This window comes from Mycobacterium sp. OAE908 (genome assembly GCF_017872775.1).
Classification (GTDB): Bacteria; Actinomycetota; Actinomycetes; order Mycobacteriales; family Mycobacteriaceae; genus Mycobacterium.
On the sequence record NZ_JAGGJL010000001.1, the window covers coordinates 1531275 to 1548166 of the forward strand.

Sequence of the window (16892 nt, forward strand, 5' to 3'; positions counted from 1 at the left end):
TGGGTGGGTGGCCGCCGCAGCGGCAACGTTGGCTGTCGCGGGCTGTTCATCTGCTCCGCCGGACTACAAACCAGGGCCGGGGATGCTCGTCGCGGGCACCGCGCAGGTCACCGTCAACGGTCAGAACGTCGGTACCACCCAGGCGGTGGCGTGCACGCCTGCGGGCCCGCTGACCACGATTACCACCGGCGACCAGGTGTCGGGGGTGACGGCGCTGATCTCCAACAAGGACGAACTGGCCGCCGACGCCGTCAGCATCAACAACGTCGGCGGCTTCACCGGCAGTTACAACAGGGGCCTGGGCGGGGACGCCAAGGTCACGATGGCCGGCAGGACCTACGACATCAGTGGAACAGCCGACGGCTTCGCCACCGCCAATCCCAGCTTCCGCACCTCGGGCACGTTCGCCATCAAGGTGGCTTGTTAACGCGCCAGGAATCGAACAATCGCCTCAGCGAGCTCCTCGCCGGCGTCTTCCTGCAGGAAGTGTCCGGCATTGGCGATGACGGGATGCTCGATGCCTTGGGCGCCACGCATCCTGCTCGAGAAGATGGGAGCCATTGCGCCGGTGATCGGGTCGCTGTCGCTGAACGCCACCAGCATAGGAGTCATGCTCTCGCACAACGCTTTCCACGCTGCGCGGTTGGCCTGCGTCGCTGGGTCCTCGGGTGAAGTGGGCACCAGCCCCGGCATCGCGCGCGGGCCGACGCAGTAGCTGTCGTCGGGGAACGGCGCACTGTAGGCCGCGCGGATTGGGTCGGTGAGCGGGTGCGCGCAACCGGCCTCCACCCACCTGCCCACGTCGAGTTGCGGGGTCCGCTGAATGGTCTTGTAGAAGTTCCACCACACGTCGGGCATCCGGTGATCGCCGGTGGGCAGTCCGGTGTTGGCGACGACGATGCGCGCCAAGCGATCCGGATTCTCGGCGGCGATGCGCAGGCCGATCAGGCCACCCCAGTCCTGTCCGACGAGCGTCACCTGTCGCAGGTCGAGCACGTCGAACGCGAGGGTGCGCATCCATTCCACGTGCCGGGCATAGGTGTGGTCCTCGATGCGGGTCGGCTTGTCGGACCTACCGAAACCGACCAGGTCCGGACAAATGACCCGATACCCCGCAGCGGCCAGGATGGGCATCATCTTGCGGTAAAGAAACGACCACGACGGCTCACCGTGCAGCATCAGCACCGGATTACCTTCGGCCGGGCCGTCTTCCACCCACGCCACCCGCAATTGCCCGCCCTCACCGTCATCGACTTCGCAATACTTTGCGGGATAAGGGAATTCAGGCAGTTCGGCAAACCGCTCGTCTGGCGTGCGCAAACTCTGCATGGTGGCGAAGATATCGGATATCGCAAGAGCCACGGGGCCGTTCGCGTCAACCCCAGATAACAATCAGCGGCTGAACAGGCAAATTTTTCGCCAAATCGCCATGTCCGCGTTGTACAAGCCAACCATACTGGCCGGGATGCTCCGCCGATCTTGACGGATCACAACAAAAACAAAGGAGAACCAGTGGTGAAGCGTGGGTTCGTGGTCGCCGTAGGCGGCGCGGCAATTGTCATCGCCGGCCTGTCAGGCTGTTCGTCGGGTGACAAGAAGTCCGAAAGCAGCGGCAGTTCAACAGCGAGCAGCGCGTCGGGCACCGCCTCAGTCAGCGCAACGGCAGCACCCAGCGGGGGCGGCACCAAGGTCACGATCGACGGCAAGGACCAGAACGTCGCAGGCACCGTCGTCTGCACCGCGATGGGCGGGAACATGAACATCGCGATCGGCGAGGCCGCAACCGGCATCGCCGCCGTGGTCAGCGAGGATGGCTCGAACGTCACCTCCGTGGGCCTCGGCAACGTCAACGGCGTCACGCTGGGCTACCAGAGCGGCACCGGCCAGGGTGAGGCCAAGGCCACCAAGGACGGCAACAAGTGGACGATCTCCGGCACGGCGACCGGCATTGACATGGCCAACCCCATGCAGCCGGTGAACAAGCCGTTTGAAATCGACGTCACCTGCCCGTAGCCAGGTACTCCAGATTCGACACGACGGCGGCGTCTCCGAAAGGGGCGCCGCTGTTGTCGTGAGAACGCCCGAGCAGGACTCAAGCAGGAAGGGTGTAACCGGCCGCCGACTGGCGCAGCTGCCAGACCTGAGCGGGGCACAGCTCGTTCACGGCCTGGTTGATCAGGTAGGCGCCCTGGTAATAGTCGGCCGTGTTGAAGTCGGCCTTGACCTGTTCGACCAGTTGCGCGTAACTCATCTTCGCGGCGACCCGGTCGCAGATGCTGTTGCCGTAGCCGATCGCGGCGTCTGCATTGGGGAAGTTGTAGCCGGGACGCACGGTCACGTTGACGAGGTAGGCCACCACATCGGCATTGGCGGGTGCCGCGAAAGCAACCAGCGACAACAAGCTCGCGAACACGGCGACAGCCAGCGACTTCATGCGTAGTGAGCCTAATGCGCACCCCTGCGCCTGCGCAGGGCCCTACGCTAAGCGCCATGAAACTCATGGCTGCAGTGGCGTTGGGTTGTGGATTCATCGCGGCACCGATGGTGACGGCGACGAGCGCATCGGCGTATCCGGTGTCCTGTGACGGCACCGCGCCCGCATGCGTGCCGTATATCGAGCGCGGCGCCAGCGCGGGCGATGCCTGTGTCACGAGCACCCGATACAACCTGGCCCTCGACCCGTCCGGTGCCACGCTGGCATGCAGCGCCAAGGGGCAGTGGATCAGCTCGCCGCCGCTGGTCGGCATCCGCACCAACCGCGCGGCGTGCGGTGAGGACAAGGGCGTGGCGCTGACGGCCGACGGCGTGACGATGAGCTGCATCGGCGGCGCATGGACACCCGACTACGGCGTGCCGTTCGCTTAACGGCGTAGGGGAGGCGGGCTGTCGGCAGGCCCGATCAAGTCGCTTGGGCTACTCGACGTGGTCCGTCGCCACCGTCCATACAAAGGAAGCTCGCGCATGGTCCGGGTCGACCGGCGTGGGTATCGACGGGCTACATGCCGAATGCCGGTGCGCACGAAGCGAGTCGGTTCGGTGAACCAACGCCATTCGTAGAGCTGACTGTCGTTGAGCCGCTGAGCAATTGCCTCGGAATCGATGCCCTCGAAGTGCGACCGAATCCAGGAGACCATCACCCAGGCGTCGGACGCTGCTTCGCCGTCCGGCACGGTGAAGATCCAGTCGATCGGATCGTCGCGGGCACTCATCGTGGTCCGAGGTGCCGGCGACACGGGTGTTGCAGCGAATTCCGGCAATCCGAGGAGATCCACCGTGACGTTGTGAAAGACGCCGGGACCACCAACCTCGAAGCGGACGCAGTGCTCACGACCCCCGGCCGATTCCGTGCGCTCCGACGAGAACGCCACCATCCCGCCGACTGCAACCAATCGGGCGTATACGAGCTGACTTCCGAAGTCGAGGAGTCGCCGTGCAGCAAGAATCACTGTCAGCGTCGCGACGGTAAGCGCGAAAACACTCAGCACGAGCTGCACGGGGACAGCCTTACAGACGAGCGCGCCGTTGTCGGCAACAAAGCGCTACCAGTGCAACAACCCCTGGCCGATTGTGTTGACAGTCGCAGTGGTGCTTCCCAGCACTGCGGTGACCGGAATCAACAGCGTCACTCCTGGCACTGGCACCGCTTTGAGAATCGGGGTGGCCAGGGCGAGAACGCCGCTGACGATGTCCAAAGCGCCGCCGATCAGATGAAGAGTCTTGAGTTCGTTCAACCCGGTTTGCAGATGCCATACGCCCAACGCCCCTGCGATCACGGGGTTCATCAGGTCCTGGGCTCCTTTGAGGTCGTAGGCAATCACCGCACCGATGAGCCCAAACGGGTTGGGCAGTGCGGCGGCAGGCCCGGCGAGTGAGACAGCGCTCGTCGGCTTCGCCGTCGCCGAAAAACGGCTCCCCGCCGTGTTGGCGCCATTGAAGCCGAACACCGTCGAACTGCCTACGGCGTCAACGGGATCCGGGCTGGAAGCCTCAACGGGGTCGGCGACGGGCTGCGGATCGGCTGCCACCGCAGCCGACTTCTCCGAGGTGTCGGTGACCGTCTCCGTCGGGGACTTTGAATCCTCAGCTGACGGTGTGGCGTCGGGCGACTCAGTGTCCTTCTGCGTCGTCGCGTGCTTACCGGCATCCGACGACTTGGTGTCGGGTTTTTCTGTTCCATCGGGCGCAGAATCGGCGACTTTGGAAGTCGTTGCTGTGTCCGCGGCCGCTGAGCCATCGGACGTCGGCGTGTCCGACTCGGACTTCTTGTGGTCGGTAGCGGGAGAGTCCGGCTTCTTCGGGGCGTGGACCTGGTCGTCGGACGAGGTCGATGTCGATGATGCCGAGGAGGCGGTGGCGGCGGGTTTGCCCGAATCGTCGTCAGCCTGTGCGATACCCGACCCGCCGACGAACGCGGCCCCGAGCGCGACGCTGACCGTGATCGCGCCGGCGCCCAGCCAGTTGTACGGCTCCAAATGGCGCGATGTTCTCGCGCGATGGCGGCCGCCTCCGTTTCGACGGGCACTCGAGCGAGCCTGAGATGAATGTGCGGCCATGAGCAAATCCCCGTTCGTTAGGGCAGTGCGGGTCGGAGTCGCGTTTATTTACCACGGCGCAGGTTTGACGTAGGTGCAAATAAGATAAGTGTGAGCAAGACCAAGATCAGAGTCCCGGTGCATCCACTGAAACCGCAGCTCAAGCGAATCGGCAGCCCTCGCGGATCGTCTCGGAGACAGCGTGGCCGGCCGGCGATCGCGGCCTCGAAAGCTTCGGCATCAAGGGCTGAGCGAACTTCTCGCAAGGTCTTCAGTGCCGAGAAGTGACGCCATCGACCTGCTCGTACAGGCTGCTGGCTGTTGGCGGTGGCGGAGGGATTTGAACCCTCGGACGGGGGTTACCCGTCACACGCTTTCGAGGCGTGCTCCTTAGGCCGCTCGGACACGCCACCGTGTGGCAGCTTACCGGCCGACGACCGCCCTAATCCAATCGCTGCTTCGCGAAGAACGCCTCGAGCGGCGCGGCGCACTCGGAAGCCAGCACTCCCCCGCGTACCTCGGGCCGGTGCGTGAGCCGACGATCGCGCACCACGTCCCACAACGACCCGACCGCACCGGTCTTGGGTTCCCACGCACCGAACACCAGCCGCGCTACCCGCGCCATCACCAACGCGCCCGCGCACATCGTGCATGGCTCCACCGTGACCGCCAGCGTGGCGCCTTCCAACCGCCAGCCGTCGCCCAACGCGGATGCCGCGGTCCGCATCGCCAGGATCTCGGCATGCGCGGTCGGATCACCGAGTTCCTCGCGCATGTTGGCCGCCCGCGCCAACTCCGTGCCGTCCGCGCCGACGATCACCGCCCCGATCGGCACATCGCGCGGGCCCGCTGCCCGCGCGGCCTCCAACGCACCCCGGATGAGGTCTTCGTCGGTTTTCACCGACCCAAACGGTCGAGGACGGCCGACAGCTCGTCGGCGAATCCCATCTCCCTGGCGATCCGGCCCAACTGCTCGTCGGCATACAGGTCGGATTCGTCGAGGATCACGCCAAGCACCGCTTCCGGCAGGCCGATATCGGCCAATACCCCGAGGTCGCCCTCCTCGAACGGGTCGGCTTCTTCGAGTTCCTCGGGTGAGATGTCGTTGTCGAGCTTCTCGAGCACCTCGGCGGCGATGTCGTAGTCGAGTGCAGCGGTTGCGTCCGAAAGCAGCAGCCGCGTTCCGGCAGGCGCCGGCCGCACGATCACGAAGAACTCGTCGTCGACGTCCAGCAATCCGAAAACGGCACCGGCACTGCGCAATTCGCGTAGCTCTGTTTCCGCCGCGGTGAGGCTGTTCAGGGCGGCCTTGCGCATCGCCGAGCAACGCCACTTGCCGTCCTCGCGTACAACGGCCACGCCGAAGCCGTCGGGCATATCCGCGGCCTGGCCCTGTGCCGGTGCACTCTGTGCTCCCATGTGGGCTAACGGTAGTCCGGAGGTGCAGGCTTTACCAGCAATGGCCACCAAGCCTGACGTCGGGCGATACCGGCGATATGCCAACCTGGAAGGGTGACAAACACACCCATTTGCGTGGTGGGTCTTGGACTTATCGGGGGCTCCGTAATGCGCGCGGCGGCCGCGGCCGGGCGTGAGGTGTTCGGCTACAACCGCTCGATCGATGGCGTCCAGGCCGCGAAGTTCGACGGCTTCGACGCCACCGACAACCTCGACGATGCCCTGACGCACGCCGCCGACAGCAAAGCCCTGATCGTGCTCGCCGTCCCGGTGCCCGCACTGTCGCAGATGTTGGGTCGCATCCGTGACACCGCGCCCGAATGTCCGCTGACCGACGTGACCAGTGTGAAGGGCTGCGTTGTCGACGAAGTCCGGTCGTTCGGTCTGCTCGAGCGCTTCGTCGGCGGCCATCCGATGACCGGGACAGCGCACTCCGGCTGGGCCGCCGGCAACGCTCGGCTGTTCGTCGGCGCGCCCTGGGTGGTCGCCGTCGACGACCACGTTGACCCCGACATCTGGACGATGGTGATGAACCTCGCGCTGGACTGCGGCGCCGTCGTGGTCCCGGCCCGATCCGACGAGCACGACGCCGCCGCCGCCACCATCTCGCACCTGCCCCACCTGCTTGCCGAAGCGCTCGCGATCACCGCGGGCGAGGTGCCGTTGGCGTTTGCGTTGGCCGCCGGCTCGTTTCGTGACGGCACCAGAGTGGCGGCCACCGCACCTGATCTGGTGCGCGCCATGTGCGAGGCCAATGCCGATCAGCTGCTGCCTGTTCTGGAGCGCACGCTTTCACTGCTCGGCCAGGCCCGCGATGCGCTGGCCGCGAAGAGCCCGCTGACGGAGCTGGTCGAACCAGGTCATGCGGCCCGGATCCGCTACGACAGCTTCAGCAGACCGGACATCGTGACGGTCGTCGTCGGCAACGAGAGGTGGCGGGAGGAGCTCGCCGCCGCCGGCCGCGCGGGCGGGGTGATCAGATCCGCTCTGCCAACCCTGGGTAGTCGAGGATGAAGCCCTCGTCGTCGACCCGGATCGTCGTCTCGGCGACCGGAGAATGCAGCTTGATCCCGTCGGGTGCGCTGCTGTAGCCGATGACCGCAGGGTCCACCGACAGCTCGGGCAGCCGCACGTAGACCACCGGGCACGTGATCGAATCGGTGCGCTGATAGAGCCCGGTGCGCCGGATCGGCAGCGCGTTGAAGAACGGGCTGAAGATCACATCGACATCGAGCGCGCCTTCATAGGCGGCGCGTTTGGATTCGCCGGTGTGCTGTTGGATCAGCCACATGTTCTCTTCGTCGCGGGCGATCGACAGCTGCCGCTCGCGCTCGGCAAGTGTGACGGTCATCGACAGCCGCTTTGTCCCGCCCGCCTCATCGGTCACCAGGTCATAGGAAGCCGAGAAGGCGGGGTGCGACGGCGTCGCGGCGGCGACGATCCTGCCGTATGCCTTTATGCGGTTGCCGGACAGCTGAACCCGCACGGATTCCATCCGCGGTACGTCATGCGCTCGCCAGGTCAAGATTCGCGGCCACTGGCCCTTTTGCTCCTCGCGTGCGCCTGCGCTTTCGGAGCCGCCTGCTTCACTCACCCCTCTACCGTAAGCGAAGGATCCCCTCGTTCGTAGCGGCCTACCGAACTGCTTGAAGAAGGCGAGTGCGCCGTCGTTCTCGACTCGAGGACGATCTCGTCGCCGAGCAACGGTTGCGGCATGCCCCGAAGTTTCTGCAGCCGGCCGGAGCCGGGGACCGACGCCCATACGGCGAATGCCAGCGCCGCGTCGAGGATCAACGCCAGCGCGGTGACCATCAGCGCACCGACCAACGCGAGATAGAACTGACGCACCTTGATGCCGTCGATCAGGTAGCGGCCGAGGCCGCCGAGGCTGGCGTAGGCCGCGACCGTCGCGGTGGCGACGATCTGCAGCGTCGCCGTGCGCAGGCCCCCGAGGATCAGCGGCATCGCGTTGGGCACCTCGACGCGCAGCAGCACCCGGGTCTCTGTCATGCCCATCGAACGCGCCGCGTCGACGACCGCGCGGTCCACATTGGCGATGCCGGAGTAGGTGCCCGCCAACAACGGCGGGATGCCCAGCAACATCAGCGCCACCGTAGGCGGCACCAGCCCCAGGCCCCACAGCAGTACACCCAGCAACAGCACTCCGAGCGTGGGCAGTGCGCGAAGCGCGTTGACCCCGGTCACTACGAGGAAGGTGCCGCGGCCGGTGTGTCCGATGATCATGCCGAGTGGGATGGCAATGAGGGCCGAGAAGACGACGGCGACGAGGGTGTACTGCAGGTGCTCGAGAATGCGTGCCGTCAGGCCGGCGGCCCCACCCCAGTTGGCCGCGGTGAAGATGTACGAAAGTGCTTGCTGCAGAAAGTTCATGCGGCCGCTCCTGCGGTCGCTCCTGCGCGGGCTGCTCGGGGCACATTGGTGGCCCTCGTCCAGGGCGTCATCGCCTTTCCGGCGAACATGATCAGGGAGTCGATGACGATGGCCAGCACGAAGATCGCAATGATGCCTGCGATGATCTGGTCGCTCTTGTTGGCCTGATACCCCTCGGTGAACCAGGTGCCAAGGCCACCGATTCCGATCACCGATCCGACCGAAACCATGGAGATGTTGGTGACGGCGACCACGCGCAGACTTGCAATGAGCACCGGAACAGCAAGTGGCAGCTCCACTTTCAACATTCGCGAGATCGGCTTGTAGCCGACGGCGGTCGCGGCGTCGAGCACCGCGGGTGACACCGCGTCCAGCGCCTCGGGTACCGCGCGCACCAACAGCGCGACGGTGTAAAGCGTCAGCGCCACAATGACATTCGCCTCGTCGAGGATGCGGGTAGGAATGATCAGCGGCAGCACGACGAACAGGGCCAGGGACGGGATGGTGAAGATGATGCTGGCAGTCACCGTCGTCAGCCGTCGCAACGCAGTGGTCCGCTGGACCAGCGCGCCGAGCGGCACGGCGATGATCAGTCCAAGGACGATTGGAACCAGTGACAACCGTAGGTGGATCAGCGTCAGCGTCCAGAGGTCGTCGAGGTGAGTGAGCAGATAGCGCATGCGCTACCCCAGCTCCGGAACGCGGCGCTGTTCGCTGAGCGCCTCGAGCACATCATCGGCGCGCACGCCGCCGATCAAGTGGCCGCGCTCATCGACCGCCACACCCAACCCGGTCGGTGAGGACAGCGCGGCGTCGAGCGCCTGTCGCAGGGTGCCGTCCGGCTTGAAGAAGGACCCGCCGCCAACGGTGCTGTCATACAGCGATGAGCCCTTGCGGTGGACCGCGACACCATCGGCGTTGATCCAGGCCAGTGGCGTGCGATCTGCCTTGACGACCAGGGACCATTCACCGGGCTGCAACGCCAGAGCGTCGACCTCGCCGTCGGCCACCGTCTTGATCTCGTGCAGCGGCAGACCCGTCGCATGGAAGAACTGCAGGCCCCGATAACCACGATCGGCCCCGACGAATCCCGAAACGAGCTCGTTGGCGGGGTTGGACAACACGAACGCCGGGTCTGCGTACTGCAACAACGTGCCGCCGCGCCCGAACACCGCGACCTTGTCGCCTAGCTTGACCGCCTCGTCGATGTCGTGGGTGACGAACACGATCGTCTTGCGCAATTCGCTTTGCAGCCGCAGGATTTCGGTCTGCAACTCTTCGCGCACCACCGGGTCCACCGCGCTGAACGGTTCATCCATCAACAGGATCGGCGGGTCCGCAGCCAACGCGCGAGCCACACCAACCCGCTGCTGTTGACCGCCCGACAATTGCGCCGGGTAGCGGTTGGCGAGCTTCGGGTCCAGACCGACGCGCTCCATCACGTCCAGCGCGGATTTGCGTGCGCTGCGCCGTGATTCGCCTCGCAGCACCGGTACGGTGGCGACGTTGTCGACCACCCGCAGATGCGGCATCAACCCCGCGCTCTGGATGACATAGCCGATGCCGAGCCGCAGCTTCACCGCGTCGACTTTCGTGACGTCTTTACCGTCCACGGTGAGTGTGCCCGACGTCGGCTCGATCATCCGGTTGATCATCCGCATCGAGGTGGTCTTGCCGCAGCCGGATGGACCGACGAACACCGTCAGCGTCCCCTCCGGGACCTCCAGCGTCAGGTTGTCAACCGCGACAGTGCCATCGGGATATTTCTTGGTGACGTTCTCGAATGTGATCATTCGTCTATTTCTGCAGGGGCTTGTCGAAGCCGTTGTCCTTGATCCACTTTTGCGCCGCCTCGTCGGGGTCGATGCCCTTGTTGCCTTCCACCGCCGTGTTGAGCTGAATCAGACCCTCTGTGGTCAGTTTCGCGCTGACGGCGTCCAATACGGTCTTGAGCTCAGCGGACATCTTCTGTGACGCCACCAGCGGCACCACGTTCGCCGCGAGGAATACGTTCTTCGGATCCTCGAGAACCACAAGGTGACTCTGCTCGATCGCCGGTGAAGTGCTGAAGACGTTGGCCGCGGTGATGGCACCGCTCGTCAGGGCTTGCACTGTCGCGGGTCCGCCGCCGTCACTGATCGCGACGAAGTTGGCGGGCGCGATGTCCAGACCGTATTTGTCCTTGAGACCGACGAGGCCGGTCACGCGGGTCTGAAATTCCGATGGCCCGCCGACTTTCACCTCGGCTGAATGCGCGGCAAGGTCCGCAATCGATTTGAGATTCCACTTCTGCGCGGTCGCCTCGGCCACCGCCAGGGTGTCTTTGTCCTCCGCCGGTGATGGATACAAGATCGACAGATCGCCGGGAAGCGCTTTGAGCAGAGCCAACAGCACCGCATCGGACGTCGTCGCCGTCGCCTGCTTGTCGAAGTACTGAAGGAGGTTGCCGGTGTACTCCGGGATCAGGTCGATGGAATGGTCTTGCACCGCAGGGATATACGTTTCGCGGCTGCCGATGCCGAACTGACGGCCGACGGTGAAGCCGTTGGCTTCCAACGCCTGGGCGTAGAGCTCGGCGATGATCTTCGACTCGGTGAAGTCGGCCGAACCGACCTTGATCGACTTGAGATCTCCGGATATCTCTCCGCCGCCGAGCGGGTTGGAGCTGCCGCAGCCTGCGATCACGAGCGCAAGAACCGCCGCCATGACCGCCAGAATCGATGTACGCGTGCTCGACATACCGAACGTCCTCCCGGCGCATTGGCTCCCCCGGGACCCTATCGAGATGTGCGCCGAAACGCCGCCCTTTAGGTCAGCGTGATCACTGATGTGGTTTCTTTCGGTGCTGGAACGGGCAAAGATGGCACTATGACCAGCGATCCGCCCGCCTCGCCCGATCACCCCCGCGGCGAGGTTCCGCCGAGGCCTCTTGAGCCGCAGGCGGGCTCCTCGAAGGGGGCGCCGCCGGACCCGACGGCCACCCCGGGCGAGTATCTCGTTTCGCCGGAGTCGGCCGTCAAGTTCACGCGTGCGGCGGCGCTGTGGTCGGCGCTGATCGTCGGGTTCGTGATTCTGATCCTGCTGCTGGTCTTCATCCTGCAGAACACCGATTCGGCGACCATCCACTTCTTCGGGTGGGAGTGGAACCTGCCGGTGGGCGTGGCGATTCTGCTCGCCGCGGTGTGCGGCGGACTGCTGACCGTCGCGGCAGGCACCGCCCGCATTGTGCAGTTGCGCCGCGCGGCGAAGAAGAATTTGAAGGCAGGCCTTTAATTCAGCACCGCAGCGGCGATCACGTCGGGGTGGGTGTACGGGATCATGTGGTTGCCGTCGACGGTGACCAGTCGCGTCTGCGGCAGGCTGTCGGCGAGCCGTCGGGCGTGATCGATATTGATCAGCTTGTCGTCGAGCGCGGCGACGATCACCGACGGCACGCGGATCTGGGACACGTTGGCGTCCACCCAGCGCGAGGTGTCGTCGAACTCCAGTTGGTCCGAGCCGTATGCGGCCAGATTGCCGGGCGTCATCGTCACCGACAGCAGGCGCGCCTCGTATGTCGCGTCCGTCGGCTTCGGCTCGAAGGCATGCGCTGCACCACCGCTCGCGATCAGCCTTTTGATCACGTTTCCTGCCGTCACGTCGATGACTGTGCCGACGACCGGCAGCTGACTGAACTGGACGTAGTGGGCGTTGAATTGATCCATCGGCTTCGAGCGGGTGCCACCCGCGCCGGGCGCGACGAGGATCATCTTTGCGATGTCTTGCGGATACCGACGCGCAAGCCCGAGCGCCACCGTGCCGCCGAACGAGTGCCCGACCACAACCGCGCGGGAAAGCCTTAGCTGCGTGAGCATTTCGTGCACCAGCTCGATCTGTTCCTGATACGGCAGCCAGCCGCCCTTCGACCACCCGAACCCGGGGCGGTCGATTGCGATCACGTGCCTGCCCCGCAGCAGCGGGAAGACCCGCTCGAAATCCTTGTGCGTGCCGGGCAGTCCATGAATCAGCACCACCGGAGGACCTTCGCCGGGCTGCTCGAAGAAGTTAATGTCCTTGCCCCGCAGGCTGATATACCGCCCGTCGGACTGCGGCATCGAAGGCAGCTTCGCCAAGGTGAGGTTGACCGCCGTCAGTGCAACCACCAGGAGAACAACCGACCAGGCAGCGAAGCGGACGAACCGGCGCATGTCAGGCCAGGATGCGCAGGCCCTCGGCGACCAGCGGAGCCACCGCCTTGTCGACCGCATCCGCATCGTCGGCAACCCCGCCACCCATGCGGGCTCGAAATGCGATGCCCGCGGCGATGATTGCCACCTTGAAGTAGCCGAGTGCCAGGTAGAAGTCCCAGTTGTCCAGCGGCTGTTCGGCTGCCAACGAATAGCGATTCGCGAGGTCGTCCACCTCGGGCATGAGCGGTGACGCCCACGCCGACGCCGCGTGGATCATGTTGAACATGGGGTGGCGGTAAACGCACATCAGCGCGGCGTCACTGAGCGGATCGCCAAGCGTGGACATCTCCCAGTCCAGCACCGCGACGACCTTGGTGGCATCCTGCGCATCCAGAATCGTGTTGTCGATCCGGTAGTCGCCGTGCACGATCGAGCTACGACTCTGCGGCGGAATCGCTTCTGCCAGAGCCGAATGCAGCCGTTTGACGTCGGCGTCGCACGGGTCGTCCTCGCGCCGCACCAGGTCCCATTGCCCGCCCCAACGGCGTACCTGCCGTTCGAGGTAACCCGTGGGCTTGCCGAAGTCGCCGAGCCCGACGGCGTCAGGGTCCACGGCATGCAGATCGGCGAGCACCCGAATCAGCGCGTCGACGCAGTCGCTGATGACGGCCTTGTCGCCGAGCTTTTCGAGTTCGGCGTCGTAGCGGACGACCCGCCCCGCAACATGCTCCACCATTTGGAACGGCGCGCCGAGCACGGAGTCGTCGTTGCGCATCGTGACGGCGCGCGCGACGGGCACCGGGGTGTCGGCCAGCGCCGCAACCACCTTGTACTCGCGCGCCATGTCGTGGGCCGAGGGCGTCAGCCCGTGCAGCGGTGGCCGCCGCAACACCCACTTGTGCGCGTCGTCGGACACCAGGAACGTCAGGTTGGACCGGCCGCCGGAGATCAGCTCGGCGCGCAACTCCCCGCTGCGTGCGATGCCGATGGACTGCAGATGGCGATCAAGGGCGTCGAGATCCAGCCCTTCGAGCGAGGTAGTCACGGGACTTGTCTACCACCGCTGGTTTCGCGGCAAGAGGTCCCATACGTGCTCGGTTCCGTTGACGGCGGCGACGTAGAGGTTGCCTTCGCGGGACGACAGCAGCCGGGTGATGCCGGCGTAGTCGACGTTGACGCACAGGATCTTCTCGGTGCCCATGATGGTGTGCACGAGACCGTTGATGACGCCGCCGTGGGTGAACACCGCGACCGTGTCCTCGTGGTCGCTGGACTCAGCGATCGCCCGGATGCCCGCATTGATGCGATCCAGGAACGCCTGCTCGTCGACGCTGCTGGGCAGGTGCCCCTGCGCCAGGCGCGCCAGCTCCTCGGGGAATTCGGCGGCGATCTGTTCGATCGGGATGTAGTGGGCCATGTCGCGGTCGTATTCGGCGAGCCGGTCGTCGACCTCGACGTCCAGCCCCAGCACGTCGGCAACGGGCTGGGCGGTCTGTATCGAGCGGACCTGCGGGCTGCTGACCAGCCGCGTGATCGGGAACCGCGCGAGCGCGTCGGGCAGTCGCTTGGCCTGCTCGAAACCCTCTTCGGACAAGTCAGGGTCCGAGCCTTGTCCTGGTTCGCTGCGCAGCGGCAGCGCATGCCTGATGAGAAGCAGTTGCACCGTGTCACCATATTGCTGTGACTTCTCGCGGATACGCCGACCAACTCTTCGATCTCACCGACCGGGTCGTGCTGGTCACCGGCGGCAGCCGCGGCCTCGGCCGGGAGATGGCGTTCGCGGCCGCGCACTGCGGCGCGGATCTGGTCATCGCCAGCCGCAAATACGACTCGTGCGTCGACACCGCCAAGGAGATCGAGGCCGCGACCGGGCGCAGCGCGTTTCCGTACCAGGTGCACGTCGGGCACTGGGACGAGACCGACGGGCTGGTGGCCGCGGCCTACGAACGGTTCGGCAAGGTCGACGTCCTGATCAACAACGCGGGCATGTCGCCGCTGTACGAATCGCTGAGCTCGGTCACCGAGAAGTTGTTCGACTCCGTGATCAACTTGAACCTCAAGGGCCCGTTCCGGTTGTCGGCCCTGGTCGGCGAGCGGATGGTGGCCGACGGTGGCGGTTCGATCATCAACGTCAGCTCGAGCGGGTCACGCCGGCCCAGGCCGGAACAGCTGCCATATTCGGCGGCCAAGGCGGGACTGAACGCGCTGACCGAAGGGTTGGCCCTTGCGTTCGGACCGACGGTGCGCGTCAACACGTTGATGCCGGGGCCTTTCCTGACCGACATCAGCAAGGCCTGGGACATTCCGGCGACGACGAAAGGCGCACAGCATTTCGCGCTCAAGCGGCTGGGCAATCCGCCCGAAATCATCGGCGCCGCTTTGTTTTTGGCGTCGGATGCGTCGAGCTACACCAGCGGTTCGATCATCCGCGTCGACGGCGGCATTCCGTGACGATTCAGGGCGTGATGATGTTGAAGTTCGGGTCGGGCCGGTCGACCACCGCAATGATCGACGGCAAAGCCCCGCCATCCCCGCTGATCTCGATCCCGGGCGAGTCGCTGTCGCCAGCGGCAAAGGTGAACAGCCGCAGCTTGTTTGCGAGTTTGACCGTCGCATTGGCTGTCGAGTCGTCCGCAGGTAGCTTGCGATACACCAGCACGCCGTTGCGGAGTGTCAGCCGGTAGTTGGTGCCGACGTCGAGGAAGGTGATGTCGACGGCGACGTCGAGATCCCATGCCTGCGGCCCGTTGATGTTGATCGCGAACGTGTCGAAGATCTGCTCAGGAGTCAGTTGGCCGAGGAGGGACGGCGAGGCGGCCACTGTCGGAGATCCGAAGTTGCCCTCACGCAGCTCCGTCGCACCGCCAAGGAAGAAGTTGCGCCACACTGCGTTCTCCGCCCCGTAGGCCAGTTGTTCGAGTGTGTCCGCGTAGAGCTCGCGTGCCGCGGTGTGGTTCTGGTCAGTGAAGATCGCGTGATCGAGCAGGGTTGCGGCCCAACGGAAGTCGCCATCGTCGAAGGCCTGGCGCGCAACTTGGACAACGCGGTCGATGCCGCCGATCGCCTCGACATAGCGTGGCGCCAATGCCTCGGGTGGATGCGCCCACAGCCGGCCGGGATTGCCGTCGAACCAGCCCATGTAGCGCTGATAGACCGCCTTGACGTTGTGGCTGACCGAGCCGTAGTACCCGCGGGTGTGCCACGCGCGCTCCAGCGCGGGCGGCATCCGAAAAGTCTCGGCGATCTCGATGCCGGTGAAGCCCTGGTTGAGCTGTCGCAGCGTCTGGTCGTGTAGATAGGCGTACAGATCCCGTTGCAGGGAAAGGAATTCCACAATTCGGTCGCGGCCCCAGGTGGGCCAGTGGTGTGAGGCGAACACGACGTCGGCGCGGTCGGCGAAGCGGTCGAGGGCCTCGGTCAGATAGCCGGCCCACCCGTGTGGATCGCGTACCAGTGCACCGCGCAGCGTCAGCAGGTTGTGCAGGTTGTGTGTGGCATTCTCGGCCATGCACAACGCCCGGAATTTCGGGAAGTAGAAGTGCATCTCGGCGGGCGCTTCGGTGCCGGGTGCCATCTGGAACTCGATCTCGACGCCGTCGATGGTGTGCGTCTCGCCGGTTTCGCGAATGTCGACCGTTGGCACGATCAGTGCGACCTCACCGGTGGAACCGACCTGGCCCAGCCCGCAGCCGACCTGACCTTGCGGGCCGCGTTGCAACGCTGCGCCGTACATGTAGGCGGCCCGCCGCGCCATCGCGGTGCCGGCGTAGACGTTCTCCTGGACGGCGTGTTGGGTGAAGTGTTCGGGCGCAATCACTGCCACCCGGCCCGCGTCGACGTCTGCCTGCGTGATCACGCCGAGCACGCCACCGAAATGGTCGACATGGCTGTGGGTATAGATCACGGCGACGACGGGCCGCTCACCGCGGTGCGTGCGGTACAGGTTCAGCGCGGCGGCGGCCGTCTCTGTGGAGATCAACGGATCGATCACGATGACTCCGGTGTCGCCCTCGATGAAGCTGATGTTCGACAGGTCAAGACCACGCACTTGGTAGATGCCCTCGACCACTTCGTAGAGGCCCTGTTTGGCGCACAACTGGCTCTGCCGCCACAGGCTGGGATGCACCGAGTTCGGCACATCGGTGTTGAGGAACGCGTAAACGTCGTTGTCCCACACCACTCTTCCGTCGGCGGCCTTGACGACGCATGGTTCGAGCGCGCCGATGAACCCGCGGTCGGCATCCTCGAAGTCGCGGCTGTCATCGAACGGCAGGCCGTTGAGGTGGCCGCTGTTTGCCGACTCGATGGTGGCGGTGGGCGGTTTCTGCTCCATGACGCAGAC

The 16892-nt window shown here is 65.2% G+C and carries 21 protein-coding genes and 1 tRNA gene; 6 read left to right on the top strand and 16 right to left on the bottom strand.

Annotation, left to right across the window (positions count from 1 at the left end):
• Nucleotides 1–7 precede the first annotated feature (7 nt).
• Nucleotides 8–427 (top strand): lipoprotein LpqH, encoded by a 420-nt coding sequence (locus J3E61_RS07470; RefSeq protein ID WP_192725228.1) that lies wholly within the window; start codon nt 8–10, stop codon nt 425–427.
• On the opposite strand, the gene J3E61_RS07475 is transcribed toward J3E61_RS07470, so the two are convergent.
• Nucleotides 424–1329 (bottom strand): haloalkane dehalogenase, encoded by a 906-nt coding sequence (locus tag J3E61_RS07475; protein ID WP_210083140.1) that lies wholly within the window; start codon nt 1327–1329, stop codon nt 424–426. The two genes, J3E61_RS07470 and J3E61_RS07475, sit on opposite strands and share 4 nt — an antisense overlap.
• Nucleotides 1330–1515: 186 nt before the next feature.
• Here J3E61_RS07475 and J3E61_RS07480 point away from each other — a divergent pair, with 186 nt between their 5' ends.
• On the top strand, nt 1516–2013 hold the full coding sequence (locus tag J3E61_RS07480; protein WP_210085469.1) for a lipoprotein LpqH: 498 nt from the start codon (nt 1516–1518) through the stop codon (nt 2011–2013).
• A gap of 79 nt (nt 2014–2092) precedes the next feature.
• On the opposite strand, the gene J3E61_RS07485 is transcribed toward J3E61_RS07480, so the two are convergent.
• Entirely contained in the window at nt 2093–2434 is a 342-nt protein-coding gene (locus J3E61_RS07485) for a DUF732 domain-containing protein (RefSeq protein ID WP_192724606.1), read from the bottom strand.
• Nucleotides 2435–2490: 56 nt separating this feature from the next.
• Between J3E61_RS07485 and J3E61_RS07490 the strand changes: the two genes are divergently transcribed.
• The gene (locus J3E61_RS07490; protein ID WP_192724607.1) at nt 2491–2865 is read left to right on the top strand and encodes a hypothetical protein; all 375 of its coding nucleotides are present in this window, start codon (nt 2491–2493) and stop codon (nt 2863–2865) included.
• On the opposite strand, the gene J3E61_RS07495 is transcribed toward J3E61_RS07490, so the two are convergent.
• The 5 genes from J3E61_RS07495 to J3E61_RS07515 all read right to left on the bottom strand — a co-directional run bounded on the left by J3E61_RS07495 (nt 2862) and on the right by J3E61_RS07515 (nt 5951).
• Nucleotides 2862–3494: a hypothetical protein gene (locus J3E61_RS07495; RefSeq protein WP_210083141.1), complete on the bottom strand. Its 633-nt coding sequence runs from the start codon at nt 3492–3494 to the stop codon at nt 2862–2864. The two genes, J3E61_RS07490 and J3E61_RS07495, sit on opposite strands and share 4 nt — an antisense overlap.
• Before the next feature lie 45 nt (nt 3495–3539).
• Entirely contained in the window at nt 3540–4472 is a 933-nt protein-coding gene (locus J3E61_RS07500) for a hypothetical protein (RefSeq protein ID WP_210083142.1), read from the bottom strand.
• A 382-nt stretch (nt 4473–4854) separates the two neighbouring features.
• A tRNA-Ser gene (locus tag J3E61_RS07505) sits at nt 4855–4945 on the bottom strand.
• Nucleotides 4946–4974: 29 nt separating this feature from the next.
• Complete coding sequence (locus tag J3E61_RS07510) at nt 4975–5433, bottom strand: nucleoside deaminase (protein WP_210083143.1); 459 nt, start codon at nt 5431–5433, stop codon at nt 4975–4977.
• The gene (locus tag J3E61_RS07515) at nt 5430–5951 is read right to left on the bottom strand and encodes a tRNA adenosine deaminase-associated protein (RefSeq protein ID WP_192724611.1); all 522 of its coding nucleotides are present in this window, start codon (nt 5949–5951) and stop codon (nt 5430–5432) included. The genes J3E61_RS07510 and J3E61_RS07515 overlap by 4 nt, the downstream gene beginning before the upstream one ends.
• Before the next feature lie 108 nt (nt 5952–6059).
• On the opposite strand from J3E61_RS07515, the gene J3E61_RS07520 reads away from it, so the two are divergent.
• Nucleotides 6060–7004, top strand: a complete 945-nt coding sequence (locus J3E61_RS07520) for a prephenate dehydrogenase (RefSeq protein WP_192725230.1) — start codon at nt 6060–6062, stop codon at nt 7002–7004.
• Here the strand turns inward: J3E61_RS07520 and J3E61_RS07525 are convergent.
• The 5 genes from J3E61_RS07525 to J3E61_RS07545 are packed head-to-tail and all read right to left on the bottom strand — an operon-like array spanning nt 6967 to nt 11120.
• A complete protein-coding gene (locus tag J3E61_RS07525) occupies nt 6967–7584 on the bottom strand; it encodes a putative glycolipid-binding domain-containing protein (protein WP_192724612.1) in 618 nt (205 codons plus the stop codon). The genes J3E61_RS07520 and J3E61_RS07525 overlap by 38 nt on opposite strands.
• Nucleotides 7581–8381: an ABC transporter permease gene (locus tag J3E61_RS07530; protein WP_210083144.1), complete on the bottom strand. Its 801-nt coding sequence runs from the start codon at nt 8379–8381 to the stop codon at nt 7581–7583. The genes J3E61_RS07525 and J3E61_RS07530 overlap by 4 nt, the downstream gene beginning before the upstream one ends.
• Nucleotides 8378–9061, bottom strand: a complete 684-nt coding sequence (locus J3E61_RS07535) for an ABC transporter permease subunit (RefSeq protein ID WP_192724614.1) — start codon at nt 9059–9061, stop codon at nt 8378–8380. The genes J3E61_RS07530 and J3E61_RS07535 overlap by 4 nt, the downstream gene beginning before the upstream one ends.
• Nucleotides 9062–9064: 3 nt before the next feature.
• Nucleotides 9065–10174, bottom strand: coding sequence for an ATP-binding cassette domain-containing protein (locus J3E61_RS07540; protein WP_210083145.1), 1110 nt, complete (start codon nt 10172–10174; stop codon nt 9065–9067).
• A gap of 4 nt (nt 10175–10178) precedes the next feature.
• A complete protein-coding gene (locus tag J3E61_RS07545; RefSeq protein ID WP_192724616.1) occupies nt 10179–11120 on the bottom strand; it encodes an ABC transporter substrate-binding protein in 942 nt (313 codons plus the stop codon).
• Between the two features lie 129 nt (nt 11121–11249).
• On the opposite strand from J3E61_RS07545, the gene J3E61_RS07550 reads away from it, so the two are divergent.
• Nucleotides 11250–11654, top strand: coding sequence for a DUF1049 domain-containing protein (locus J3E61_RS07550; protein WP_192724617.1), 405 nt, complete (start codon nt 11250–11252; stop codon nt 11652–11654).
• On the opposite strand, the gene J3E61_RS07555 is transcribed toward J3E61_RS07550, so the two are convergent.
• Genes J3E61_RS07555 through J3E61_RS07565 form a run of 3 tightly spaced genes read right to left on the bottom strand, consistent with a single transcriptional unit; the run spans nt 11651 to nt 14213 of the window.
• Entirely contained in the window at nt 11651–12568 is a 918-nt protein-coding gene (locus J3E61_RS07555; RefSeq protein WP_210083146.1) for an alpha/beta hydrolase, read from the bottom strand. The genes J3E61_RS07550 and J3E61_RS07555 overlap by 4 nt on opposite strands.
• Before the next feature lies 1 nt (nt 12569).
• Nucleotides 12570–13595, bottom strand: coding sequence for a phosphotransferase family protein (locus J3E61_RS07560; protein WP_210083147.1), 1026 nt, complete (start codon nt 13593–13595; stop codon nt 12570–12572).
• Nucleotides 13596–13604: 9 nt separating this feature from the next.
• Complete coding sequence (locus tag J3E61_RS07565; protein ID WP_210083148.1) at nt 13605–14213, bottom strand: histidine phosphatase family protein; 609 nt, start codon at nt 14211–14213, stop codon at nt 13605–13607.
• A gap of 17 nt (nt 14214–14230) precedes the next feature.
• Here J3E61_RS07565 and J3E61_RS07570 point away from each other — a divergent pair, with 17 nt between their 5' ends.
• Nucleotides 14231–15001, top strand: a complete 771-nt coding sequence (locus tag J3E61_RS07570; RefSeq protein ID WP_210083149.1) for an SDR family oxidoreductase — start codon at nt 14231–14233, stop codon at nt 14999–15001.
• Between the two features lie 4 nt (nt 15002–15005).
• On the opposite strand, the gene J3E61_RS07575 is transcribed toward J3E61_RS07570, so the two are convergent.
• Complete coding sequence (locus J3E61_RS07575; protein ID WP_210083150.1) at nt 15006–16883, bottom strand: MBL fold metallo-hydrolase; 1878 nt, start codon at nt 16881–16883, stop codon at nt 15006–15008.
• Nucleotides 16884–16892 lie beyond the last annotated feature (9 nt).